The following is a 24,023-nucleotide window of genomic DNA, read 5'->3' on the forward strand; positions in this document are numbered from 1 at the left end:
GGGCCCACGCCCTGCGGCGCGCTCGTCCTACGACACGATGTCCTTGCGGGAGAAGCCCCGGAAGGCCAGGGCGAACAGCACCACGGCGTACGTGACCGAGACGGCCGCGCCCTTCACCATGCCGCCCCACTCCAGCTGCGGCTGCAGCGCGTCCGCCCACGCGAACTGCCAGTGCGCGGGCAGGAATTCACGCCAGGAGCCGAGCGCCGTCACGGCGTCGAGCACATTGCCGACGATCGTCAGCCCGACCGCGCCGCCGACCGCGCCCAGCGGGGCGTCCGTCCTGGTCGACAGCCAGAAGGCGAGCGCGGCGGTGACCAGTTGGGAGACGAAGATGAACGCGACGACCAGCGCGAGCCTCGGCAGCGCCTCGGACGCGGGCAGCGAACCGCCCGTCGGCAGCTCCAGCGGCCCCCAGCCGTAGGCGGCGGTACCGGCGACCAGCCCCACCAGGGGCAGCAGGACCATCGCCGCCGCGCTCATGCCGAGCGCCACCGCCAGCTTGCTCCACAGCAGCCGCGCGCGGGGCACGGGAGCGGCGAGAAGGTAGCGCAGGGAGGACCAGCTCGCTTCGGAGGCGACCGTGTCCCCGAAGAACAGCGCGACGGGCACCACCAGCAGAAAACCGGCCGAGACGAACAGGCAGGTGGCCGCGAAGTTGGCGCCGGAGGCCGTGGCCGTGTCCATCAGGGTCACCCGGCCGCTCGCGGAGCCGCCCGGTGTGCCGCCGACGGCGAACGCCACGATCAGCACGAAAGGCAGCGCGGCCAGCATGATCCCCATCGCCAGCGTCCGCCTGCGGCGCAGCTGGCGCAGCGCCTCGACCCGCAGCGGCAGGGTGCGCCCGGCCCGGTAGCCGGGGGCCGTTTCGGTCAGCGCGCTCATGCGGAGCCTCCGGAGATCAGGGTGAGGAACGCGTCCTCCAGGCGGCGGTGGGGTCCGACCCCGGTCAGCGGGACGTCCAGCCGGAGCAGTTCGGTGACCAGGGTGGCGGTGCTGGCGCCGTCGAGCCGTACGAGCAGCCCGGGGACGCCGTCGGCGCGGGCGGCGGAGCCGATGCCGGGCAGCGCGGCGATCTTCTCGATGACGGGCTCCGGCACCTCCTCGGCGGTGGTGACGAGCAGGGTGTCACCCGATCCGGTGATCTCCTCGACCGGTCCTGCCTGCACGAGTTCGCCCCGGCGCATGACCACCAGGTGGGTGCAGGACTGTTCGACCTCGGAGAGGAGATGGCTGGAGACGATGACCGTCCGGCCGCCGGCCGCGTACCGGATCATCACGTCCCGCATCTCGCGGATCTGCGGCGGGTCGAGACCGTTGGTCGGTTCGTCGAGGATCAGCAGATCCGGCATGCCGAGCATCGCCTGGGCGATGGCGAGGCGCTGGCGCATCCCCTGCGAGTACGTGCGGACGGCACGGGCGAGCGCGTCGCCGAGCCCGGCGATCTCCAGAGCCTCCTCGATGTGGGAGTCCTCGGCGGGACGGCCGGTGGCCTGCCAGTACAGCTCCAGGTTGGCCCGTCCCGACAGATGCGGCAGGAAGCCCGCGCCCTCCACGAACGCGCCGACCCGGGAGAGCACCGGGGCGCCGGGCCTGATGGCGTGGCCGAAGACCCTGATCTCACCGGCGTCGGGGGCGATCAGCCCCATCAGCATGCGCAGGGTGGTGGTCTTCCCCGCGCCGTTCGGACCGAGCAGGCCGAGCACCTGGCCCTTCTCGACCTGGAAGGAGAGGTCACGGACCGCGTACCGGTCGGCGGACTTGGCGTACCGCTTCGACAGCCCCTCGATCCGCAGCGGCACCCCGGCCAGCGCGGGATCGGGCGCCGGGGCGCCGCCTCGGCGGCGGGCGGTGAGCAGCAGCCCGGCCGCGATCAGCACGCCGATGACCGGCAGCCCCCAGGTCCACCAGGGCAGCGCCGTGGAGCCGCTGGTGAGCGCGGGCGCGGTGGGTACGGTCAGCGGTCCGTCGAGCGCGACCTTGTAGGTGGCGGGGGCGACCGGTGAGGCGTAGCCGAGGTCGGTGGCGGCGAGCACGAGCCGCAGCCGGTGCCCGGGGGCGAGCTGGTGGTCCACGGCGGGCAGGGTCAGCTCCACGGCCCTGCCCTTCTCGGCGCCCTCGACCCTGACGGGGGCGACGAGTTGCGACGGCAGTACCGTACGGCCGCCGTCGGGTCCGACGTCGTACACCTTGGCGAACAGCACCGCGTCGCCGCTGCTGGAGGTGACGGTGGCGCGGACGGTCGGGGCGCCGGTGATCCGCAGCGACCGGGTGAGCGGCGCGGATTCGAAGGCGGCGTGCTGTCCGGGGAAGTCGAGCGAGAGCCCGACCCCGAACGTGGAGAGCTGGGAGAGCCCGCCCGCGATGCCGGGAACGGTGGAGATCGCGGGCGGGCTCGCGCCGGCCGGATTCTCGAACGTCTCGGTGGCGCCGTCGAGCGCGACGGTGGTGGTGTCGCTCGCCAGCCCCGGGTAGCGGTCGCTGGTCGCGCCGGTCAGCTGGGCCCTGCCGTCGGTGGAGTCGACGCCGCCGGTCCTGGTGACGCGGAAGGCGGGGCCGGTGTCCGCGCTCTTGTCGTCCTTGAGGTAGCGGTCGAACCAGGAGGTGACGCGGTTCAGCACCCGGCCGCCCTCCATGTCGCCGCCGTCGTGCCCGCCCGCGATCCAGTCGACGTCGACCGGTGCGCCGTTGGCGCGGATCGCCTTCTGCATGGCGTCGGCCTGGCCGAGCGGGAAGAGCGAGTCGGTCTGGCCCTGGAAGATCAGCGCGGGCACGTCGATCCGGTCGCCGACGGCGGCGGGGCTGCGCTCCTCCAGCAGGGTACGGGCGGGCTCGTCCGGGGTGCCGGAGACGGCGACCCGCTGGTACATCGCGCACAGCGACTTCTCGAAGGTGTCGCAGCCGCCCCCGCCGGAGAAGAAGATCCCCGCCCAGAGCTTCTTGAAGACGCCGTCGGGGAAGAGCGCGTCGGCGAGGTTCCAGTACGTGATCTGCGGGGCGATCGCGTCGACCCGTTTGTCGTACCCGGCGGCGAGCAGCGAGACGGCCCCTCCGTAGGAGGCGCCCGTGATCCCGACCCGGGGGTCGCCCTTCGCGTCGAGCCGCACCTCGGGCCGCTTCGCGAGCCAGTCGATCAGCCGGGAGACGTCCTTGACCTCGTGCTCCGGGTCGTTGAGCCCGATCCGGCCGGTCGACTTCCCGAAGCCGCGCGCCGACCAGGTCAGCACCGCGTACCCGTCGCGCGCGAGCGTCTCCGCCTGGCCGCGCACATCGGCCTTGCTGCCGCCGAAGCCGTGCCCGATCAGTACGGCGGGCCTGCGCCCGCCGCCGCCGGAGGTGAAGTACGAGGTGTCGATCCGGGCACCCGGCATCGTCATCACCCGGTCCTCCCGGTGTACGGCGGGCGCACCGTCCGACGCGACGGCGGACCAGGTACCGGCTCCGGCCAGCACGGCGACGACGGCCAGCACCACCGGCCATCGCGCGCGCAGCCAGGACCGGCGGGGGGTTCGGGTCTCCATTCTTGAACCCTAAACGGCTCTGGGGACGGCCCACCGTGCCCCCGGTCGGAACTGGGCGGCCTCCTTGAGGAGTACGCCCGGCCGACGGCGTACACCAGACGCGGTACGCGAGGCGGGCGACGCGGTCCACGTGGGCCGGGCCGAGTCTGCCATCACAGCGCTTGAAGCACGACCACTTGGTTCGCGGGTTCATCGAGCCAGAGGCGGTGTAACCCGTCCCTGTCGATCGACAGGCCGTACCGGCCGGCGCCTGGGCGGCCGGCACTCACCCAGTGAGTCAACCATCAGACACGCGCTGCCGTAGCCCACGTTGGCGACGATGACCCCGCCCGGACGGACCTGCTCCCGCCACGCGTCAGGGATACGGCCTACGCCGCACGTGGCCGGCAGTCTGTCGTACGGGGCGTGCTCGGCGCAGCCGGCCATGCCGTCCCGGCGATCAGCTTCATGATCACCCCCGAGGCGGTGAGCCAGGAGAGCGGCGTTGTATCCGGTACCGACACCGATCTCCAGAACATGGTTGCCGTGCACCACGTCCAGGGCCTCGAGCATCGTGGCCATGGGGGAGGGGCGTGTTGAGGAGCTGGTGGCAACGCCGGTCGCGTCGAACTGCGTCAGCAGCGATGTGTCCCGGTAGGCCGCGGCGAGCCACGTCGGGTCCTCCTGTCCGTACCGGTGTATGCGCCCCTGCGCGCGAACGGTGAACTCGGGTACGAACACGTGCCGGGGGACGCCGGCAAAGGCGTCGATCCAGTGTTCGGAGCGTAATGCTCCCGCGGCGGTGAGCTGGTCCGTCATCATGCGGCGCAGATCGTCTGCGGACGGTGAGGTGATGGTCATGGGAGCCTTAGCAGGTCAGCGAGGGCTCGGGGGACGGGGGGACGGAGTTCCGGGACGAACGCCCACTGTCCGTTCGGATTCACATCGATGAGGTGCCACTCCCCGCCCTTACCAACGAGGAAGTCCAGGGCGGCGTAATGGAGTCCGAAGACTTCCATCAGCTTGCGCACGCCTGTGGCGACCGCCGTTCTCAGTGCGGAGCTACAGGGAGATGGGTGGCCGGAAGCGCAACCCGACCACGCGCGCGGAAGCCGAAACTGATGAGGATGACGCTCTCTCCGGCACTGAGGGGCGTCCTTCCGTGCGGGGTGACAGCTCCATCGAATACAACGCAATCCCCCGGTGCGAGATCGCATTCGCGGTAGCCGTCAGCGCCAATGAAGACGGTGGTGCTCACCGCGTGAGCTGAGGGGAGGCGCTCATGTCTGAGGCACAGGATCAGGTTTGCCTCGCCGAAGCCGAACTCGTCGACATGGAAGTCGAGAAAATGCCCTTCTTCCAGGTAAGCGATGTAGACGCCGTTGTGCGGTTGCTCGACCTCCAGACCAGTGGACCGCGCTACGACTGCGGCGAGATCGACTTGCCCGGCGAAGCGGTTCGCGGCGTCACCGACGGCCGCGTTCCACTTGCCGTTGTGGAGGTATCCGTCAGCAGCCAGAGCTTTCTCCGCCTCCTGCTCCATTGCGGCGAGCAACTCCACGGGGAACGACTGATCACGCAGGTGACGGGGGTGTACGCGCTCGTGTGCGGTGAGAGAGCGCACGGTGTCCCGCATGGCGGGGAACGCGCCGGCCCACCGGGCCGGGATCCGGGCCGTGGTCCGGGATTGGAGCCATGCCGTCCATCGCCTGCTCCACTGCGCCGCTTCTGCGCCACCGGCCGCCGGAAAGAACGTGCCGGCGGCTGCCCGTCCGATCAGCAGCTCAACGCGGCCGAGTGCGGCATGGGTGGATTCGATCAGCCCCGCGTCACCCTTGGCGATCCGCAGCCGCAACGCTTCCCGCAGGTGCGCGTGCGCGGATACAAGGTCGCCTTGTTCCAGGAGGTGTTTACCGAAGTGCTGGAGTGCGAAGTCGACGAGTTCCGGGTGCCGGCTCCGGGCAGTGTCCAGGGCCCTGCGGTAGAGCACGTCGGCGGCCTCTGCTTCGTCGGCGTAGCGATAGGCGTCGCCGAGGTTGAGTTCGGTAGCGATGACGGCCCGGATGTTGCCGCTGGCTGTGGCCAGGTCGAGCGCCTGCCGCAGGAACACCCGTGCTTCGTGGGGGTCCCCCAGGGTCACCAAGCCGATGCCGACCCACCGGGCCAGGACGCGCGCCTGGCTGAGGTCCGTACCTGCGGAAAGCGCCCGAAGATCCTCGCGGAGCCCGTCGACGGCGACGGCCAAGTGGTTGCGGTCGGTGGGGACCATACGCAGGTCCTCGTCTTGGGTGATGAGGTGCTGGAGCATCCGCCCCTCCCTTTCTCTGCCGCTCCGACTGGTCGGTGCTACAGCTGGTCGGTCTGGTGCCGCAAGTCGGCCAGCAGCTCTACGCCGTGCGAGGAGAAGTGCTCACTCAAGAGTTCGAGTTTGCGCATGAGGTAGCGGACGGCCGGAAGTCCCTCGTCGTAGGCACTCTGGAAGCTCACGCGCTCGTTGGGCGTCAGGTCGTCTCGGCCCAGTTCGGTCTGGCGGAACCGCAGCAGTTGGTTGTACACGCAGGTCGCGTGGAAAGCCCGGTCGATCTCCCAGAACTGGTTGCGGTCCGCTCCCTGCGCGGCACGCCACGCGATCTCAATCTTGGGAGAGGTCTTCGAGGAGTACCCGTCGGCGAAGACCTGGCGCTGGAGGACGTGAAAACTGATCGACTGGTGTGTCCCCTCGTGCAGGAGGTTCTCCGCCAGGAAGAGACGGGACGGCTCCGGGCTGACGGTATTCGGCGGAATGTGATGGCGGGCCTTCTCTGAGAACACGATGACGTACGGGAGCGCCGGATCGCTGGAACTGGTCAGCGAGGAGGTGCGGACGCCGGGCTTGAGACCCACCCACAACAGCCCACGGACGAATTCACGCACGCGGGTGAATCCCTCGGGGTGGACCAACGACAGGCGGTCCAGTGCCTGAGCCAGCGCCGCTCGGCGCTCGTCGGTGTGCTCGGCGATCTCGTAGTTCGACAGGTTGATCTCGTCAGCGATCTCACCGGGCAGCTTGGCATCGAACCAGTCAAAGCTCGCCCCGGCGACGGTCACATTGTCGCTGCGCAGGGAGCGGGCGTGCTCCGCGTAGGGGGTGCCGGACTTCACGAGGCGCTCCATCAGGGCGAACGGGAGAGTCCACTCGACACCTCCCTCGCGGAGCCTGGACAGCGCAAGGTCCTTGCGGCTGAGGTCGAAGAAAGAGCCGGACTCCACACGGGTGGCAATCGTGGCCGACACGATGAACTCTCCTCTGGTGGCAATGTGCAGATGGCGGATCAGGAGGTTGCGGGCCGACTCGGCTGTTCATCCCGAGCCGACCCGCCATGCCGTCAACCAGGCGGCATCAGTTCGGAACCGAGGTCAGATCTCGGTTCCCTCGGGCGCGAAGTCGCCGTCCGGGACCGAGTGGTCCAAGCGGCGCGTCAGGGACTCGACACTCACCTCGGGCACGAAGTCGCCGTCCGGGACCGAGTGGTCCAAGCGGCGCGTCAGGGACTCGACTTGAATGCTGTTGGGCATGGTCCTGCTCTCTCCATTGGTTACTGCTGCGGATGGTGCACCTCTCCGAGGTCCGGGGAGGAATCTGTGGGCTACCGGCGCACACCCCCTTCTGCGCGTTCGGCTTGGTCATGGCAATCCCTCGGGCGGGAATCCCCGGCCCTCAATGCATTCAGTGAACAGCTGATCACGCTCCGGGAGTACGGTATGGCGTCACCGATCCCGTTCAACCCGTTCAAGATCACAACTGGGGGCAGCAGTTGAAGGACACCAAGAACCCGAATGAGGCCCTGGCTCGTGTCATCGCCGAGTCCGGGTGCAGCTATCACGCCCTGGCCGTGACAGTGCGCGTAGTCGCTTCCGAGGCGGGAGAGCAGCTGGCCACGGCACCGTCTGCCATCGCTCACTGGGTAGCCGGTGGCGCCCCCACGGGACGTACCCCGCTCTACCTCACCGAGGCCCTCACCAGGAAGACGCACCGCAAGGTGACCGTCGCGGAGATCGGGCTAGGGTCGGAAGCGACCGGGGAGGCCATGAGCACCGACCCGCTGGCCACCGCCGCCGACCTCGGGAGAGCCGTGATGCAGTCCCGCCGTAACTTCCTCGCCAGTGCGTTCGCGACCACCGCTGTGGCACTGCCACTGACCTACGATCATCAGGCCGTCGCCGCCACCCTGCGAGCGGGAAAGACCGGCGGCCGGGCAGGCGCCGGCGAGGTGGCCACCGTCCGGCACATCACCAGCGTCTTCACTGCCGTGGACGAGCGCCTCGGAGGCGGCCACGGGCTGAGCGCGGTGACCACCTACCTGACTGACACCGTGGTGCCAATGCTTCAGGCCATGTATCCCTCCGAGGCAGTTCGCCGGGACGCCTACGGCGTGGCGGCCGAGCTGTCGTACCTCGCCGCGTGGAAGTACCACGACCTCGGGCGGGAGGGTGCCGCGCAGCGCTACTACCTGCTTGGCTACCAGCTGGCATGCGAGAGCGACCCGGCAGGTCACGGCGCCTGGATGATGCGCGCGCTCGCACATCAGGCACTCAACCTGAAGCAGCCGGCCTTCTGCGTCGAACTCGCAGAGGAGTCCCTGCGCCGAGCGCGCGGGAAAGTCGACCCGCAGACCGAGGCCCTGCTGCTGATCACGAGCGCCAGGGCATACGGGGCCACGGGGAACGGGCAGAAAGCCGCGGCGGCGCTTCTCGCAGCCGAGGATGCCATGCTCGACACCTCGATGCCGCCCGCATCCTTCACGGCGGCCACTGGGCCGGTGGCAGCCACCGTCGCGTCCCACACCGCCAAGACCCTGGCCGAGCTGAAGGATCACCGAGCTGCCGAACGCCACCACCGTGCCGCCCTTTCCGGGCGTGACCCCGAGGCGTTCCGGCGCATTCACGCTCTGACACTGGGCAATCTCGCCCGGTCCGTCGCCGCCCAGCGCCGCCACGACGAAGCCGTGGGGATCTGGAGCCAGTCCCTGGACTTCATGGATGGCGTCGTCTCGGACCGGCACAAGAAGGATCTTCACCATGTCCGTACCACGATGACGAGTTGGTCCCGACGTGGCATCCCCGCTGCCGCAGACCTCGGCCAACGCGCCGCCGAACTCGTCCGAGCCTGACCCGCACCGGATGGTTGTCGCCGTCCGACCCAGATCGGCCGGCCGACGGGGCGAAGCTGTCAGCGGCTGCTCACCGAGCCGCTGATCACGGCCCTGTCGCGCGCCCGCGACCAGGTCCCGGCCCGGACGACGGCCCCGACCGCCCAGACACGCCCCGCCTCAGTCGACCAGCATCCGCCATCCCGGCGCGTAGTTCCCGTGCAGGATGAGCGAGGCGGCGCCCACCGCGCCCACGGTCTCCCCGATCACGCTCCGCTCGATGGCGATGTCGCGCTTGCCCGTCCCGACCGAGGTGCTGTTGACCGCCGCGTCGATCTCCTCGCACAGGATGGGTTCGATGCCGCGCAGCGCCTCCCCGCCGAGCACCACGGAGCTGACGTCGAGCAGGCTGATCGCGCCCCGGGTGGCCTGGCCCAGGCGCCGGGCGGCGCGGCGTACGGCGTCGGTCGCGGCGGGGTCGCCCGCCCGTACCGCGCGCCGCAGCAGCTTCCAGTCGCGGTGCAGATCGGCCGGGTCGCCGGTGAGGCCGAGGGCGCCGTCGGCGCCCGCGCCGCCCCGGGCGAGCAGGTCCTCGATGATGGCGGCGGGGTTGCAGTACGGGCCGAGGCAGCCCGTACTGCCGCAGTGGCAGAGCCGGTCGCCCGGTTCGACGGCCATGTGGCCGAACTCCCCCGCGTTGCCCGAATCGCCGTGCAGCACGGTGTTGTTGAGGACGATTCCGGAGCCGATGCCGGTGCCCAGGTAGATGAAGAAGAAGCTGCCGGCCCGGCGGCTGCCGCCGATCCAGCGCTCCCCGATGGCGGCGGCGGTGGCGTCGTTGTCCAGGGCGACGGGCATGCCGGTCGCCTTCCCGAACATCTCCAGCAGCGGCACGTACTCCCAGCCGGGCAGGTTGGGCGGGGCGATCACGGCGCCCGCGCGGCCGTCGATCGGGCCGGGGGCGGCGATACCGGTGCCGAGCAGCCGGGCGGGGTCGATCTCGGCGCGGGCGGTGAGCCGGCGGGCGGCCCGTACCGCCTGGTCGACCACCACCGCCGGATCGCGCGGGTCGGTGAGCCGGACCCGGCGGCTGGTCAGCACCTGACCGACCAGGTCGACCACGACGACCATGGCGGAGTCGGGGTCCAGATGGATGCCGACGGCGTAGGCGCCGTCGGCGCGCGGGGACAGGAGCGTGCGGCGCTTGCCTCCACTGGAGGGCGCGTGCCCGGACTCCGAGACCAGCCCGGCGTCGAGCAGCCTGCGGACCACATTGGAGACGGTCTGGGCGGTGAGGCCCGTAAGCGGTGCGAGTTCGACCCGGCTGACCGGCCCGCTGGTGCGGATCGCGTCCAGCACGACCGCCTGGTTGTAATCCCCCACTCGCGGGAGGTTCGTCCCGCCCTGCGTCACCTCGTGTCGCCTCCTCTGCCCAGGCCCGCGAAGGGAGTTCCGCTGGTCGGGGCCGTGGGATCCCGGGCGTCGCGCGCGGCCCGACGGCTGTGCGGCGACCGTCCGCCGATCCGGAATCGTGACCGAAGTTTACATGGCCGAAGCGTTGACTTAATCAATCCATTGGATTTAGCTGAGCCTCAGCAGGCCAGGGCAAAAACGCCCGGATAGGGGACCATATCCGCTTTGCGCGGGATGAGCTATTCCCTGCCCCTTCGGGCTTCGATCGGGTTCTTCGTCGGAGGATCTACTGTGCGTATCAGACTTCTCGCGGCTGTCAGCGTCACGGCCGCGCTCGCCCTCACGGCGACAGGCTGCGGGACCGGCTCGTCCTCCGGGAGTTCGAGCAAGACGATCAAGGTCGTCTATCAGCAGCAGCTCAACAACAGCAACAAGGTCCAGGCGACCTTCCTGGCCCCCATGGTGAAGCGGTTCGAGAAGGAGAACCCGGGCACCACGGTCAAGCTGGTCCCGGTCACCGCCTCCTCCAACGACTACTACACCAAGCTCCAGCTCATGATGCGCTCGCCCTCGACCGCGCCCGACCTGGTCTACGAGGACACCGCGACGATCAACTCCGACATCGCCAGCGGCTATCTCAAGCCGCTCGACGACTATCTGGACGACTGGTCCGACTGGTCCCAGTTCGCCGACGCGTCCAAGGCGGCCGTGAAGGCCGCCGACGGCAAGACCTACGGGGTTCCCGACAACACGGACACCCGTGGGATCTGGTACAACAAGAAGATCTTCGCCAAGGCCGGAATCTCCGTCCCCTGGCAGCCCAAGACCTGGGCCGACGTCCTCGAAACGGCCAAGAAGATCAAGGCGTCCGACCCCTCGGTCACCCCGCTCAACATCTACACGGGCACGGCGGGCGGCGAGCAGTCCACCATGCAGGGCTTCGAGATGCTGCTGTACGGCACGACGGCCGGCGGCGACGCGCTGTACGACAGCGGACAGCAGAAGTGGGTCGTCGGGAGCAAGGGCTTCAAGGACTCGCTCCAGTTCATCAAGGACGTCTACGGGCAGAAACTCGCCCCCTCCGTCGAGCAGGCGCTCGGCGCGAACATCGGCGCCGCCGTCGGCACGGAGATGATCCCGGCCGGCAAGCTCGCCATGGGCATCGACGGCTCCTGGATGCCGAACAACTGGATCCGCAACGGCAGCAAACCATGGCCCGACTGGGAGTCCACGATGGCCACCGCCGCGATGCCCACCCAGAACGGGCAGGCCCCCGGCAGGGTGAGCATGTCCGGCGGCTGGGCCTGGTCGGTCCCGGCGAAGGCGTCCAACCCCGATCTCGCCTTCGCGTTCGTCCAGTTCCTGGAGACCAAGGACGCCTCGGCCCAGTGGAACGCGGCGAACGCGACCATCGCCGTACGCAAGGACGTGGCCGACGACCCGACGTATCTGAAGGCGCTGCCGACCAACAAGTTCTTCACCGAACTGGTCGCCGACACCCACTACCGGCCCGCCCTGCCCGCCTACACCCAGGTCTCCACCGCCATCCAGAAGGCCATGGAGTCGGTGACGACCGGTCAGGCGAGCGTGGACCAGGCGGCCTCCACGTTTGACAACGATGTCAAGTCCGCGGTCGGCGCGGACCACACGGTCAAGGGTTCGTAGTGAGCGGCCCCACCACCACCCTGGACGGCGGCGGCCGGAATCCCGGCCCCGCCGACGCCCCCGGCGGTCCTGGCGGCTCCGGCCGCCGGGCCGCCGGGCCCGGTGGCGCCCGCCGCTCCGTATCGCCCGCGGCCCAGGGCCTGCTGCGCGGTCTGCCGCTGCTGCCCTCGGCCGTCCTGCTGGCGGTCTTCCTGGCCGGGCCGATCGGGTACTGCGTCTACTACGCGTTCACGAACATGCAGTTGACGGGCTCGTCGTCCACGGACTTCGTCGGCTTCGACAACTTCACCCGCGCCTTCGGCGACCCGGACTTCCTCAACGCCGTATGGCTGACCTTCGTGTTCGTCATCGGCTCGGCCGTCATCGGGCAGAACACGCTCGGGCTGGCGCTCGCCGTGCTGATGGAGAAGGCGTCCAAGCCGGTCAAGTCGATCGTCAACCTGGTCGTCATCGCCGCCTGGGTGCTGCCCGAAGTCGTCGCGGGCTACCTGATGTACGCGTTCTTCTTCCAGCAGGGATCGCTCAACGCGATCCTGGACACGCTGCGTCTGCCGCAACAGAACTGGCTCTACACACTGCCCATCCTGGCCGCCTGCCTCGCCAACATCTGGCGCGGCACGGCCTTCTCGATGATGGTCTACTCGGCCGCTCTCAACGATGTGCCCCAGGAGCTGATCGAGGCCGCCGAGATGGACGGCGCCGGTCCCTGGCAGCGGCTGTGGCGGGTCACCCTGCCGGTCATCCGCCGCTCCATCATGACCAATCTGATGCTGATCACCCTCCAGACCCTCTCGGTCTTCGGGCTGATCTACACGATGACCAGGGGCGGACCCGGCAACAAGAGCCAGACGCTGCCCATCTTCATGTACCAGCAGGCGTTCCAGAACAGCCTGATCGGCTACGGAACGGCCATCGCGCTGGTGCTGCTGCTGGTCGGCGCGCTCTTCTCCACCGTCTACATCCGGCTGCTGAAACTGGAGGAGGACTGATGGCCGCGACCACCACCCCCGCCACCGCTCGAAGCGTCCCGGCCACGCCGTACACCCGGGGCGGCACCCGCTCGGGACGTGCCCGTACCAGCCGGATCGGCGTCAACGTCGCGCTGCTGCTGCTCTCCGTGGTGTACGTCGTACCGCTGCTGTGGATGCTGCTGGCCTCGGTCAACGCACACGCCAGCTTCCGGCTCTCACTGCCCGACCCGTTCACGCTCGACAACTTCGGCAAGATCCTCAACGTCGACACGACGTACCGGCCGATGCTCAACGGGCTGATCCTGTGCGGCGGCGCGACCTTCCTGACCGTGGTCCTGTCGATCCTGGCGGCCTACCCGCTCTCCCGCTACCGCTCGAAGCTGCGCAAGCCCTTCCTCTACACGATCCTGTTCTCCACCGGACTGCCGATCACGGCCGTCATGATCCCGGTCTACAGCATGTTCGTGCAGGTCAACCTGATCGACTCGATGGCCGGTACGACGCTCTTCCTGGCCGCCTCGTCGCTCCCGTTCGGCATCTGGCTGATGAAGAACTTCATGGACGGCGTGCCGATCGTGCTGGAGGAGGCCGCCCGGATCGACGGCGCGGGCTCGATGCAGGTGCTGTGGCGGGTCGTGCTGCCGCTGATGTGGCCGGGCGTCATCGTCGTCACGATCTTCACGTTCATCGGCATGTGGGGGAACTTCTTCGTCCCCTTCATCCTGCTGCTCGACCCGGAGAAGCTGCCGGCCTCGGTCAGCGTCTTCAACTTCCTCAGCGCGCACGACCAGACGCAGTACGGCCAGCTCTCGGCGTTCTCGATCATCTACTCGATCCCCGTCGTGCTGCTCTACCTGCTGCTGGCGCGCAAGCTCGGCGGCGGCTTCGCGCTGGGCGGCGCGCTCAAGGGCTGACAGCTCCCCGACGCCCCGCCCCCGCCCGCTCGCCCCTCCTGCACCGGCTTCCCGACTTCCCCTTCTGGAGAACCACCCATGCACAGCGACCGTGAAGTGATCGAGCAGCGGCTCGACCGCGTGCTGAACCAGCGTCTGCGGCCCGCCGTCCACGCCCGCGCCGTCCCGCTGAAGGTCGAGATCTGGAACGTGCCGGGCGAGCCCGTCCCGGTCGCCGAGGGCCTGGCCGCCGAGTTCGGCCCTGCCCAGGTCGGCGACCGCTGGGGGCCCGCCTGGTCGACCAGCTGGTTCAAGGTGTCGGGTACGGTCCCGGCCGAGTGGGCCGGACTGACCGTGGAAGCCGTACTCGACCTCGGATTCGGCACGACCGAGCCGGGCTTCTCCACCGAGGGGCTCGTCTACCGGCCCGACGGGACGCCGGTGAAGGCGCTCAACCCGCGCAACTCCTGGCTGCCCGTGACCGCGAGCGCCGAGGGAGGCGAGGACTTCGTACGGTTCATCGAGGCCGCGGCCAACCCGGTCGTCATGCACAGCGGCCCGGGGCAGCTGTCGTTCGGTCCGACGCCGGTGGGCGGCCGGGCCGCCTGGCTGGGCGACGAGCACGGCGCGACACCGGCGGGCGAACCGCTGTACCGGCTGCGCCGGATGGACCTCGCGGTCTTCGACACGACGGTCTTCGAACTCGTCCAGGACCTCGACGTCCTCGGCCAGTTGATGCGGGAACTGCCCGTCGACACCCCACGCCGCTGGCAGCTCGCCAAAGCCGTCGAACAGGCGCTGGACGCCATCGACCTCCAGGACATCGGCGGCAGCGCCGCCGCGGCGCGCGAGGCGCTCGCCCCGGCGCTGGCGGCGCCCGCCGTCGCGAGCGCGCACCGTATCTCCGCCGTGGGCCACGCCCATATCGACACCGCGTGGCTGTGGCCCCTGCGCGAGACGGTCCGCAAGGTCGCCCGTACGGTCTCCAGCGTCACCCAGCTGATGGACGACCACCCGGAGTTCAGGTTCGTGATGTCCCAGGCCCAGCAGCTGGCCTGGCTGAAGGAGCACCGCCCCGAGGTGTACGAGCGGGCGCGGGAGAAGGCGCGGACCGGGCAGTTCCTGCCGACCGGCAGCCTGTGGGTCGAGCCGGACACGAACATCACCGGCGGCGAGGCGCTGGCCCGCCAGTTCGTCCACGGAAAGCGCTTCTACCTCGACGAGTTCGGCATCGAGACCGAGGAGATGTGGCTGCCGGACACCTTCGGCTACAACGCGGCGCTGCCGCAGCTGATGAAGCTCGCCGGGGTGAAGTGGTTCCTGACCCAGAAGATCTCCTGGAACACCACCAACAAGTTCCCGCACCACACCTTCCGCTGGGAGGGCATCGACGGCACCCGGATCTTCAGCCACTTCCCGCCGGTCGACACGTACAACAGCGATCTGTCCGGCGCCGAGGTCGCGCACAGCGTCCGGAACTTCCAGGACAAGGGCGCCACCAACCACTCCATGATCCCCTTCGGTTACGGCGACGGCGGCGGCGGTCCCACCCGCGAGATGGTGGCCCGTGCGAACCGGCTCGCGGACCTGGAGGGCTCGGCCCGGATCGCGATCGAGAAGCCGTCGGACTTCTTCACCCGGGCGCAGGCGGACTATCCGGACGCGCCGGTGTGGGTCGGCGAGCTGTACCTGGAGTTCCACCGGGGCACGCTCACCAGCCAGTTGGCGGGCAAGCAGGGCAACCGGCGCAGCGAGCACCTGCTGCGCGAGGCGGAGCTGTGGGCGGCGACGGCGGCGGTGCGGAGTGGATTCGCCTACCCCCACGAGCAGTTGGACCGGATCTGGAAGACCGTGCTGCTCCACCAGTTCCACGACATCCTGCCGGGCACGTCGATCGCCTGGGTGCACCGCGAGGCGGAGGAGACCTACGCCGGACTCGCCTGCGAACTGGGCGAGTTGATCGAGGACGCGCAGCGGGCGCTGGCCGGTCCGGCGGCGCCGGACGACAGCCGGGTGGTCTTCAACGCGGCGCCGCACGCGCGCGGCGGCGTACCGGCGCTGGGCGGCACGGTCCGTGCGGCGACGGCCGCGCCCGCCGTCACCCCCGCGGCCGACGGCACGGACCTGGTCCTGGACAACGGCCTGGTACGGGTGGTGATCGACGCCCGCGGCCTGATCACCTCGGCGTACGACCTGACGGCGGACCGCGAGGCGCTGGCGCCCGGCACGACGGCCAACCTCCTCCAGCTGCACCAGGACTTCCCCAACGAGTGGGACGCCTGGGACATCGACGCCTTCTACCGCAACACGGTCCGCGACCTGACGGAGGCGGACGAGGTCACGGCGACGGCGACCGGAGTGAGGATCAGCCGCGGCTTCAACTCCTCGCGCATCGTCCAGACGCTGACCCTGCGCGAGGGCACGCGCCGGCTCGACATCGACAATGTCGTCGACTGGCACGAGAAGGAGAAGCTGCTCAAGGTCGCCTTCCCGCTGGACGTACGGGCCGCGCACTCCACGGCCGAGATCCCGTACGGCCACATCGAGCGCCCGACGCACACCAACACCAGCTGGGACGCGGCGAAGTTCGAGATCTGCGCGCACCGCTTCCTGCACGTCGGGGAGCGCGGCTGGGGCGCGGCGCTGGTCAACGACTCGACGTACGGCCACGACGTCACCCGTGACGTGCGCGCCGACGGCGGTACGACCACCACCGTCCGGCTCTCCCTGCTGCGCGCCCCCCTCTTCCCTGACCCCGACACGGACCAGGGCCGCCACCGGCTGGCCTACGGGTTCGTCATCGGCGCGGAGGTCGCGGACGCGGTACGGGAGGGCTACCGCCTCAACCTCCCGGAGCGCGCGGTACCGGGCTCGGCGGAGGTCGCCCCGCTAGTGGCGCTCGACACGGAGGCGGTGGTGGTCGAGGCGGTCAAGCTGGCCGACGACGGCTCGGGCGACGTCGTCGTCCGCCTCTACGAGGCCCACGGAGCCCGCGCCACGGCGACGCTCACCCCGGGCTTCGCCCTGGTGGGCGTCCGGGCCACCGACCTGCTGGAGCGGGAGCTGCCGGAGGAGACGGCGGCGGATTTCCGGCCGGGCCCGGAGGCATCGGTCCGCCTCACGCTCCGCCCGTTCCAGATCCTGACGCTGCGGCTGACGCCGGAAGCCACTTCCTGACGCGCCGCACCCCCGCGCACCGTCGCCGTCACCGCCACCGCCCCGCCGCGCGCCGCACCGCGCGACGGGGCGGTGGCGGTGGCGGTGGTGCGCCTCCATGGGCTCGGCTCACCACGCACCGCCCGGCCGACGGACCGACCGGAACGAACCGATCCGCCGCCGATTACCACCGCGGCCTCCCCCTCGGCCAGGATGGGCCGCATGACCGAGATCCAGACACCCCGCCTCCTCCTGCGCCGCTGGCGCGAAGAAGACCTCGTACCGATGGCCGAGATCAATGCGGACCCCGAGGTCATGCGGTGGATCGACGACGGCTCGGTGCGCACCCTCGACCAGACGGCCGAGGACATCGAGCGGTACGAGGAGGAGTGGGACGACGAGGGCTTCGGCCTCTTCGCCGTCGAACTCCTCGCCTCGGGCGAACTGGCCGGCTTCGCGGGCCTCTCCGTACCCGCCTTCCTCCCGGAGGTGCTGCCGGACGTGGAGATCGGCTGGCGCCTGGGCCAACCGTTCTGGGGCCAGGGCTACGCCTCGGAAGCGGCGCACGCGGCACTGGAGTTCGCGCTCCAGGACCGGGGCCTGGAGCGGGTGGTCAGCATCAGCCGCCCGGGAAACGAGGCGTCCGAGAACGTGATGCGCAAGCTGGGGATGGCCCTGGAACGCGACACGGTCCACCCGGTCCACGGCTTCCCCCTGCACGTACACGCCATCGACCTCACCGAATACGCGGCCTGAGCCGCCGGGGCTCCCAGACCAAGCCGGTCCGCGTGGACCGAGGGCTTGATCCATGTCAAGCACCGTCCGTAGTCCTTTTGGCTCCTACGGCTGGGGGCCCGCGTCGCGCGTCGGTCAGCGTTGGGCGACGTTGTCGTTGTTGTGCTCGGTGCGGCGGGTCCACAGAGTCACATCACTGCTCGTCGCGACGGCGATGGTCTCCCCGGACGGAGAGAAGCCGAAGGCGCGAAGTTGCGAGTGCGCGGAATGGAAAATGTGCCACCACCGCTCTCCGTGCGGGCCCGAGTGGGGGAGCCCGCCGTCGCACGAGAGCAGCACCCGATCGTTGGGCCAGGCTGGCGTGACAGCCTCCAGGACCCAGCCGTCCTCGGTCGTGGTGTGCAACCCTCCGCCGAAGAGCCCTGCGATGCGTACCCGGCTACCGGCGATCGGCCCCAGCCCGGGGCAGGCCAGGTCGGGGACCGCGTCGGGGGTGCAGTCATCAAGGTCGGGGTCGCGGTCCCTGGCGATCTTCTCCCCGGTGACGGCGTCGAAGAGACCGTGACCGTCGGAAGAGACCACCATCACCAGGTCATGACCGCTCTGGGGATGCGCCGCGAAGCCGATCCCGAGAAGTCCGCCGATAGGGGCGCCTCGCTCGTGCGCGAAGACGCGCCGCCAGGGTTCAGGCGCGGGTATCACAGCGGCGTCGAGAAGCCGACCCCGCAGAGCCTGTTGGTACGCGGAAAGCGCCGGTTCACGAGCGAGTTGTTCCATCGGATCTGCCCTCTTCAGCCGCTTCATTACCTCTCCATGATCCCGTGTCGGTGGCTCCCTGCGCCACTGGATAGTTGACAAGATCACGGCATGGCGGCTTCCCACGCACCTCCCCCGATGACTGATCGTCGGGCCCGGCTCGTCTGCCACCGCTTCCCGTGGGTACGGTCGCATTGACGTCTGTTGCGGCCAGGGAGTGGGGAAAGGCATGCCATCTACTGCGGCGGGAAGTGCGGCAACGGGCTTCACGGCGGCCCGCGCCGCAGAGGTAATGGAGCTGGCATGCCGTAGCGCGGGCCTCGACGGCGACGGCGCCCGACTTCTCCGCCTTGGGGAGAACGCACTGTTCCGTCTCGCCGCACACCCGGTCGTGGTGCGGATCGCCCGATCGACGGAGTATCTGGAGTCGGCGCGGGGCGAGGTGGAGGTATCGCGCTGGCTGGAGGGCGAGAGCTTCCCGGTCGCGCGGGTGATCGATGACCTCGAACAACCAGTGGTGGTCGACGGTCATCCGGTGACGTTCTGGCATCTGATCGAGGAGAGCGATCGGAAGCCGACGTACAGAGAACTGGGCAGGATCCTGCGCGACACCTTGGCGCTGTAGCCAGCGCCGAGAAGCGGCAGCACGTCTTCGCGGAAGTAATGGCGGAACGCCTTGTGCGCGTGTCCGCCGCCGAACTGGAAGTCGAGCTGCATGAAGAACCCGGCGGCGGTCCGGATGGCCGCGACATCGCGCATGCCAACACGCCGGGTGGCGGGGGCATCGGTGGGCACACCGTCCGGGCGGGACACCAGCCAAGACAGCGCCGCAGCGTGAACATCCCTGTCGGGCAGGGGAGGCTCATCCCCCGGGCCGTCTTCGGGTCGCTGATGCGTAAGACGTTCAAGGGTGCTGAGCGCTTCGGCCAGAGAACCGGCGTAACTCATGCCGAGTACGGGTCCGGGGGCCGACCCCGTACCCGGGAAGCCAAGATCCTTCGGCGTAACCCTCCGCCGTAACTTCTCGCTCAGCGCTTCGGCGACGAACGCGGCGGTCTGACGCTGGATCCCGCCCCCGTTCAACCAGCGCTGCACAGCCACATGTGTGGTCCCCAGCTGCTCGCCGTGGCGCCGCGCGACCTCGCAGACGCGCTTGGCCAGTCCCTCTGATCAGCCTGCCGATTCCACGGTGTTCCCCGTGAATCCGCGCCTGACCTGGCACAGACCTGGCACGCTTGTCCGCCCTCTGAACGGGTCTGCCTGACCGGAGTCACCAACGGGTGTTGACAACGCAACAATACGAGTCGGGCTGCCGCCTCACGCCGAAGACCTCCCTTACGGACACGCAACTGCTGAAACCTGGGTACGGTAGGCATTCATCGCCAGCTCGGCGAGGAGCGAGTGGAGTGACACGGAGGACCAATGGACAGGGTTACTCGCGGGCTAATGGAAAGCTGGGCAAAGGATGCAGGAGTTGGACATCTGAAGGAATATGTCGCATTCGAGCGCTTCGTTAACTTCATTGTCCTCTCTCGCCACCACGACCAGCAGTTCAGCGTTGAAGATTTTTCCTGCGGTGACGACGGCACACTCGGAATCGACGGCTTTGCGCTCTCAGTTAACGGCGAACTCGTTTCTGACATGACGGAGCTGGAAGACGCACTTTCAGGCAATGGGGCTATCGAAGTCTCAGTCACCTTGACACAAGTGAAAACGTCGCCGAGTTTCGATCTAGGAGATTTGAGTATCTTTTCGGATGCCTCAATTACCCTGCTCACCGATGACGAACCTCCTCACTCTAACCTGGAGAATCAGCAGAGACTGCTCCACAGGATCTTGGAGGAGTCTAGCCGATTCCGCGAGAACCCCGTGTGCCGCCTCTACTATGTGACCCTTGGATCATGGAACAACCGTGGCCCTATCGTGAAGAAAATAAATGACAGTCGAAAGCGGCTCCTTGGGTCAAATTTGTTCTCACGCGTCGATTTTCACGTGTGGGGGGCAAGCGAAGTGCAAAGGAACTGGCGGGCTATCGACTCCGCCCTCGAGGTGACGGTTCAGTTCGATAATCGAACGACGCTCCCCGAGGTGGAAGGGGTGCGTGAGGCATATCTCGGGGTTCTACCTGGCAGCGAATTCATTAAACTGGTAACTGACGACGAAGGAGAGATCCGCAAGACTCTCTTCTTTGACAATGTCCGCGACTTTCTGGGTGAGACCGACGTCAACGCAGATATCAGGCAGACGCTGGCCTCTGGTGATCGCAGTCGTTTCTGCGTACTCAATAATGGGGTCACGGTAGTTGCGCACGATCTGAAGTCTACGGGTAATCGCTTGACTCTAGTTGACTTCCAGGTTGTAAATGGATGCCAGACTAGTCACATCCTTCACTCTGAGCGAGAGAACCTGGACGGCGTATACGTCCCCTTTCGCTTGATCGTCACCTTGGATGACGACGTGGCTAAGAGCATCACAAAGGCAACCAATAAGCAGGGTCAGGTGAGCAAGGAAAATCTCTTCGCCCTATCTGATCTACAAAAGAGGATCGAAGCCTATTTCAACTCGTTTGAAGCGGAGCCTGGTAAGCGAATCTACTATGAGCGGCGTTCACTGCAATGGTCAGGTTCGGCTCAAGTCCGCGGCACATGGCGGGTCATCTCTCTCCGTAACCTGATGCAAGCTTTTGCTTCGCTCTACCTAAGAATCCCGCACACAGCCGCCCGCTATTATGGCGATCTTCGCAATCGCGTGGGCAACGACGTATTCTCCGATACACACAATGAGGCATACTATTATTCCACCGCCTACGCTTTCTGCAAGCTTGACCATTTCTTCAGGAGTGGGGCAATTGCACGGGAGTTGAAGCCGGCCCGATATCACCTTCTGGCCGGGGTTCGAACGATTTACTCTCAGGCGAGCATGCCAGAAAGAGTGGAGAGTATCGACAAGAAGGCAGAAAAAGATTGCAAACCCTTCAACTCTTTCTTGTGGGATGATGATCGCTATCTCACAGCCGTTCAAACTTGCGCCGACGCCCTGATCAAACTTGCTGGCGGCCAAGAAATCAACCGTGACTTTGGGCGTACACGAGACTTCACTGAGCAGTATCTTTCCGAGCTGCTCAAATAGCGCTTACGCAACATGAGCAGATCGGTGCAGCGGCTTTGGGGTGGCGCGGCCGTGGCGCAAGCCCTCATGGCCCCGTAAGCTGCCGGCGCCTCGGGTCTGTGGATTGGTCCGGTAAAGCACGACGTTGAGGCCATGATCTTCGAGGTTCGCGTCAGAGTGGCTGCCTAAAGCCGTGGAGTCGACCGCCTCAGCCATGACGTACCCCTTCTGATGCCTGGGGGCTGATTGCCATAAGCGCGACACGGGCACCCGGCCAGGCTGGAGCGAGGCGGAGACAGGAGCGCAGGCCCGGCCGGGGCCGGACCTGCGCCCGGCGAGCGGAGCGAGCCGCCTTGAGTAGGTGAAGACAGGTTTCGACAGCTCGGCGGAAGCTCAGTCAGACTGCGTGGAGTGCGCGCGGGCTGCCCGCCTTGACTCGCCCCAGGTGAGCTTGTTGCCCGGCCGCGGTGAGGATGGCGTAGATGTGCTCCGGGTCGGCGTCCGGGATCTCCGCGAGTTACTCGGCCTCGTTGGCGGCCATGCCGAACGAGATGAGTACGTGGTGCAGCGCGGGTCTCCGTGACAGGGGCGGCGAGCAGCCTGTCGACGGCGAACAGGGCCTCGCCTTCGGCGAGTCCGAGCAGCGGGCCGGTGGCCGCCGTCGTCGTAGTGCGTTAGACGGTCAGAGTCGCGGACTGCTGCCACTCATGATGGCTGGTACGGAACGTCTTGCTGCTGCGGCTGACAGTACGTTGGAAGGTGACCGCCGTGGCGGGCACGGCCCCGGCGTAGCATCCCTTGCCCTGGATGACGTCGACCAGCCCTTCCGCGCGCAGCGCCGAGATGGCCTTACGTACAGTCGGCTGGCTGCCCCCGTACCGCTCGATGAGTTTCGTCTCCGGGGGGCGGTGCTCCGGGCCGGTACTCACCTGCGGCGATCCCACTGCACATTTCGGCGGCAACCTGCTGTACGCTGCGCCGGTCGCCGGACCTCTCCCATTCCGGGCCTCTCCTATCCGCCCGATCGGGCCGATCAGGCGGGGCCCCCGGCCGCCACGGCCTCCGCCGGGCACTCCGTCTTCTCGGGGACAGCGCCGCCGCATGTATGTGCCCGTCCCACGGCGGCATGCACCCGGTGCGCGAGCGATGTCACGTCCCATACAGACACGGTCCACTCGTCCGCGTACCGGCGCGCCGCCTCTCCAGCCAGGCCCAGTTGGAGCGAGCGGAAGGGCAGCAGAATGAGGTGCAGGTCGCGTTCCGGATCCCACTGCGCCCACTCCGCGGCCGGCCTCCACGGCCAGCACTATCGTCCACCCCTCCTCGGTACCCCAGCCGCTGCGGTACATCATCGCCAGGAACGAAAGCTTGATCCATGTCAAACGGTCCCGCTTCCACGCGGCGAGGAAGCGGCCCTCGCGGGCGGCGGGTACGCCGATCTCGGGCGGGCAGGCCGAGCAGACGGTGAGGGTGGACCCGGTGTGGAGCGCGCGGATCCGGCGCTTCGGTTCCGGCACGGTCCCAGGGTGCTGCCGGCCGCGCTCGCCCGCCCATGATCAACGGCCCGGCACCCCCTGGTCTCGGGGCGCCGGGCCGTCGGTGCGCATCAGCTCATCGCCGCGTCACGCTGCCAGGGGCAGCCGGGCGGTTACTCGACCACCAGGTCCACCTGGATGTTGCCGCGCGTCGCCTTCGAGTACGGGCAGACCTCGTGGGCCTGCTTGACGAGGAGGTCGCCGGTCTCGCCCGCGAGGGCGTCCGGGAGTTCCACGCGCAGGGTGACCGCGAGGCCGAAGCTCTCGCCGTCCTTGCCGATGCCGACCTCGGCCGTCACCGAGACGTCGCTGGTGTCGACCTTCGCCTGGCGTCCGACCAGACCGAGCGCGCTGGCGAAACACGCGGCGTATCCGGCGGCGAACAGCTGCTCCGGGTTGGTGCCCTCGCCGTTGCCGCCCAGGGCCGGCGGCATGGCCAGGGGCAGGTCCAGCTGCCCGTCGGAGCTGACGGCCCGCCCCTCGCGGCCGTTGGCAGTGGCCACAGCGGTGTACAGCGCGTCCATCGAAACCATCCCTCTCATCGGGTCGGGCGGCGTGCTCCGCCGCCATGAAGAATGACATCACACAATTAAATTGTGCGCAACTCAATCGCGTCCGGCGAGTTATCCTGAACGCATGACCGCCACACCGACGACGACGCAGCCCTCACCCGACGACGACTTCCTCCGCCTGGACCGGCAGATCTGTTTCTCCCTGCACGCCGCGTCGCGCGCGTTCGGTGGCGTCTACCGCGTCGTCCTCAAGGACCTCGGGCTCACCTATCCCCAGTACCTCGTCATGCTGGTGCTGTGGGAGCGCGGCCCGCTCCCCGTCAAGGACCTGGGCGAGGCGCTCCGGCTCGACTCGGGGACCCTGTCGCCCCTGCTCAAGCGGCTGGAGACCGCCGGGCTGCTCCGGCGCGAGCGCAGCACGCGCGACGAGCGGTCGGTGCACATCCACCTCACCGAGGAGGGTGCCGGGATGCGTGAGCCCGCCCGCGCCGTACCGCGCCGGATCGCGGCGGCCACCGGGTGCGATCTTCAGGAGATCAGCGATCTGCGCGACCGCCTCGACGCGCTCACACGTCGGCTGGACGAGGCAGACCTCACTTCTCCCGCAACCGCCTGACCCGGAACCGCAGCCGCCGCGATCCGGCGCGGTA

Annotated in this window: 19 protein-coding genes and 1 pseudogene; 9 read left to right on the plus strand and 11 right to left on the minus strand. The window is 68.4% G+C overall.

The features are described from left to right. Positions 1-27: 27 nt before the first annotated feature. The 6 genes from DVH02_RS17050 to DVH02_RS35190 form a co-directional block, all read right to left on the minus strand. Complete coding sequence (locus DVH02_RS17050; RefSeq protein ID WP_114624669.1) at positions 28-885, minus strand: ABC transporter permease; 858 nt, start codon at positions 883-885, stop codon at positions 28-30. After that, entirely contained in the window at positions 882-3,521 is a 2,640-nt protein-coding gene (locus DVH02_RS17055; protein ID WP_199566318.1) for an alpha/beta fold hydrolase, read from the minus strand. The genes DVH02_RS17050 and DVH02_RS17055 overlap by 4 nt, the downstream gene beginning before the upstream one ends. Positions 3,522-3,710: 189 nt before the next feature. Continuing rightward, positions 3,711-4,361: a methyltransferase domain-containing protein gene (locus DVH02_RS17060; RefSeq protein WP_114624670.1), complete on the minus strand. Its 651-nt coding sequence runs from the start codon at positions 4,359-4,361 to the stop codon at positions 3,711-3,713. A 190-nt stretch (positions 4,362-4,551) separates the two neighbouring features. Continuing rightward, positions 4,552-5,808, minus strand: a complete 1,257-nt coding sequence (locus DVH02_RS17070) for a tetratricopeptide repeat protein (protein ID WP_114624671.1) — start codon at positions 5,806-5,808, stop codon at positions 4,552-4,554. Between the two features lie 38 nt (positions 5,809-5,846). Next, positions 5,847-6,773: a hypothetical protein gene (locus DVH02_RS17075; protein ID WP_147286071.1), complete on the minus strand. Its 927-nt coding sequence runs from the start codon at positions 6,771-6,773 to the stop codon at positions 5,847-5,849. Between the two features lie 123 nt (positions 6,774-6,896). After that, positions 6,897-7,055 (minus strand): hypothetical protein, encoded by a 159-nt coding sequence (locus DVH02_RS35190; protein ID WP_158575901.1) that lies wholly within the window; start codon positions 7,053-7,055, stop codon positions 6,897-6,899. Positions 7,056-7,294: 239 nt separating this feature from the next. Here DVH02_RS35190 and DVH02_RS17080 point away from each other — a divergent pair, with 239 nt between their 5' ends. Continuing rightward, complete coding sequence (locus DVH02_RS17080; RefSeq protein ID WP_114624673.1) at positions 7,295-8,650, plus strand: tetratricopeptide repeat protein; 1,356 nt, start codon at positions 7,295-7,297, stop codon at positions 8,648-8,650. Between the two features lie 159 nt (positions 8,651-8,809). On the opposite strand, the gene DVH02_RS17085 is transcribed toward DVH02_RS17080, so the two are convergent. Next, positions 8,810-10,012, minus strand: coding sequence for an ROK family transcriptional regulator (locus DVH02_RS17085; protein ID WP_114624674.1), 1,203 nt, complete (start codon positions 10,010-10,012; stop codon positions 8,810-8,812). Between the two features lie 321 nt (positions 10,013-10,333). On the opposite strand from DVH02_RS17085, the gene DVH02_RS17090 reads away from it, so the two are divergent. The 5 genes from DVH02_RS17090 (at position 10,334) to DVH02_RS17110 (ending at position 17,483) form a co-directional block, all read left to right on the plus strand. Continuing rightward, on the plus strand, positions 10,334-11,707 hold the full coding sequence (locus tag DVH02_RS17090) for an extracellular solute-binding protein (RefSeq protein ID WP_233518278.1): 1,374 nt from the start codon (positions 10,334-10,336) through the stop codon (positions 11,705-11,707). Then, positions 11,707-12,696, plus strand: coding sequence for a carbohydrate ABC transporter permease (locus DVH02_RS17095; RefSeq protein WP_407697637.1), 990 nt, complete (start codon positions 11,707-11,709; stop codon positions 12,694-12,696). Before DVH02_RS17090 ends, DVH02_RS17095 begins: the two co-directional genes overlap by 1 nt. Then, entirely contained in the window at positions 12,696-13,592 is an 897-nt protein-coding gene (locus DVH02_RS17100) for a carbohydrate ABC transporter permease (RefSeq protein ID WP_114624676.1), read from the plus strand. Before DVH02_RS17095 ends, DVH02_RS17100 begins: the two co-directional genes overlap by 1 nt. A 78-nt stretch (positions 13,593-13,670) precedes the next feature. Further along, entirely contained in the window at positions 13,671-16,748 is a 3,078-nt protein-coding gene (locus tag DVH02_RS17105) for an alpha-mannosidase (RefSeq protein ID WP_114624677.1), read from the plus strand. A 201-nt stretch (positions 16,749-16,949) separates the two neighbouring features. Continuing rightward, the gene (locus DVH02_RS17110) at positions 16,950-17,483 is read left to right on the plus strand and encodes a GNAT family N-acetyltransferase (protein WP_114624678.1); all 534 of its coding nucleotides are present in this window, start codon (positions 16,950-16,952) and stop codon (positions 17,481-17,483) included. 114 nt (positions 17,484-17,597) lie between these two features. Here DVH02_RS17110 and DVH02_RS17115 read toward each other — a convergent pair whose 3' ends face one another. Next, a complete protein-coding gene (locus DVH02_RS17115) occupies positions 17,598-18,266 on the minus strand; it encodes a hypothetical protein (RefSeq protein WP_233518279.1) in 669 nt (222 codons plus the stop codon). 181 nt (positions 18,267-18,447) lie between these two features. Between DVH02_RS17115 and DVH02_RS17120 the strand changes: the two genes are divergently transcribed. Together DVH02_RS17120 and DVH02_RS17130 are read left to right on the plus strand one after the other, a co-directional pair. Further along, positions 18,448-18,843: a phosphotransferase gene (locus tag DVH02_RS17120; RefSeq protein WP_199566319.1), complete on the plus strand. Its 396-nt coding sequence runs from the start codon at positions 18,448-18,450 to the stop codon at positions 18,841-18,843. A 797-nt stretch (positions 18,844-19,640) separates the two neighbouring features. Next, on the plus strand, positions 19,641-21,347 hold the full coding sequence (locus DVH02_RS17130; RefSeq protein WP_114624679.1) for an AIPR family protein: 1,707 nt from the start codon (positions 19,641-19,643) through the stop codon (positions 21,345-21,347). 653 nt (positions 21,348-22,000) lie between these two features. On the opposite strand, the gene DVH02_RS37145 is transcribed toward DVH02_RS17130, so the two are convergent. The 3 genes and pseudogenes from DVH02_RS37145 to DVH02_RS17145 form a co-directional block, all read right to left on the minus strand. Next, positions 22,001-22,429, minus strand: coding sequence for a GntR family transcriptional regulator (locus DVH02_RS37145; RefSeq protein WP_407697638.1), 429 nt, complete (start codon positions 22,427-22,429; stop codon positions 22,001-22,003). Further along, a pseudogene (locus DVH02_RS17140) lies at positions 22,360-22,843 on the minus strand (DUF4291 family protein). The gene DVH02_RS37145 and the pseudogene DVH02_RS17140 overlap by 70 nt, the downstream one beginning before the upstream one ends. Positions 22,844-22,974: 131 nt before the next feature. Further along, on the minus strand, positions 22,975-23,385 hold the full coding sequence (locus DVH02_RS17145) for an organic hydroperoxide resistance protein (protein WP_325051376.1): 411 nt from the start codon (positions 23,383-23,385) through the stop codon (positions 22,975-22,977). Positions 23,386-23,497: 112 nt separating this feature from the next. On the opposite strand from DVH02_RS17145, the gene DVH02_RS17150 reads away from it, so the two are divergent. After that, positions 23,498-23,989: a MarR family winged helix-turn-helix transcriptional regulator gene (locus tag DVH02_RS17150; RefSeq protein ID WP_114624681.1), complete on the plus strand. Its 492-nt coding sequence runs from the start codon at positions 23,498-23,500 to the stop codon at positions 23,987-23,989. Positions 23,990-24,023 lie beyond the last annotated feature (34 nt).

Origin of the sequence: Streptomyces corynorhini (assembly GCF_003346515.1) — a bacterium.
In the GTDB taxonomy this organism is placed as follows: domain Bacteria; phylum Actinomycetota; class Actinomycetes; order Streptomycetales; family Streptomycetaceae; genus Streptomyces; species Streptomyces corynorhini.

Bases quoted from the DNA above. Each gene is read 5' to 3' on its own strand.
- DVH02_RS17050 (WP_114624669.1), bottom strand. From the start codon at position 885: ATGAGCGCGCTGACCGAAACGGCCCCCGGCTACCGGGCCGGGCGCACC.
- DVH02_RS17055 (WP_199566318.1), bottom strand. From the start codon at position 3,521: ATGGAGACCCGAACCCCCCGCCGGTCCTGGCTGCGCGCGCGATGGCCG.
- DVH02_RS17060 (WP_114624670.1), bottom strand. From the start codon at position 4,361: ATGACCATCACCTCACCGTCCGCAGACGATCTGCGCCGCATGATGACG.
- DVH02_RS17070 (WP_114624671.1), bottom strand. From the start codon at position 5,808: ATGCTCCAGCACCTCATCACCCAAGACGAGGACCTGCGTATGGTCCCC.
- DVH02_RS35190 (WP_158575901.1), bottom strand. From the start codon at position 7,055: ATGCCCAACAGCATTCAAGTCGAGTCCCTGACGCGCCGCTTGGACCAC.
- DVH02_RS17100 (WP_114624676.1), top strand. From the start codon at position 12,696: ATGGCCGCGACCACCACCCCCGCCACCGCTCGAAGCGTCCCGGCCACG.
- DVH02_RS17105 (WP_114624677.1), top strand. From the start codon at position 13,671: ATGCACAGCGACCGTGAAGTGATCGAGCAGCGGCTCGACCGCGTGCTG.
- DVH02_RS17110 (WP_114624678.1), top strand. From the start codon at position 16,950: ATGACCGAGATCCAGACACCCCGCCTCCTCCTGCGCCGCTGGCGCGAA.
- DVH02_RS17115 (WP_233518279.1), bottom strand. From the start codon at position 18,266: ATGAAGCGGCTGAAGAGGGCAGATCCGATGGAACAACTCGCTCGTGAA.
- DVH02_RS17120 (WP_199566319.1), top strand. From the start codon at position 18,448: ATGCCATCTACTGCGGCGGGAAGTGCGGCAACGGGCTTCACGGCGGCC.
- DVH02_RS17130 (WP_114624679.1), top strand. From the start codon at position 19,641: ATGGACAGGGTTACTCGCGGGCTAATGGAAAGCTGGGCAAAGGATGCA.
- DVH02_RS37145 (WP_407697638.1), bottom strand. From the start codon at position 22,429: ATGCGGCGGCGCTGTCCCCGAGAAGACGGAGTGCCCGGCGGAGGCCGT.
- DVH02_RS17145 (WP_325051376.1), bottom strand. From the start codon at position 23,385: ATGGACGCGCTGTACACCGCTGTGGCCACTGCCAACGGCCGCGAGGGG.
- DVH02_RS17150 (WP_114624681.1), top strand. From the start codon at position 23,498: ATGACCGCCACACCGACGACGACGCAGCCCTCACCCGACGACGACTTC.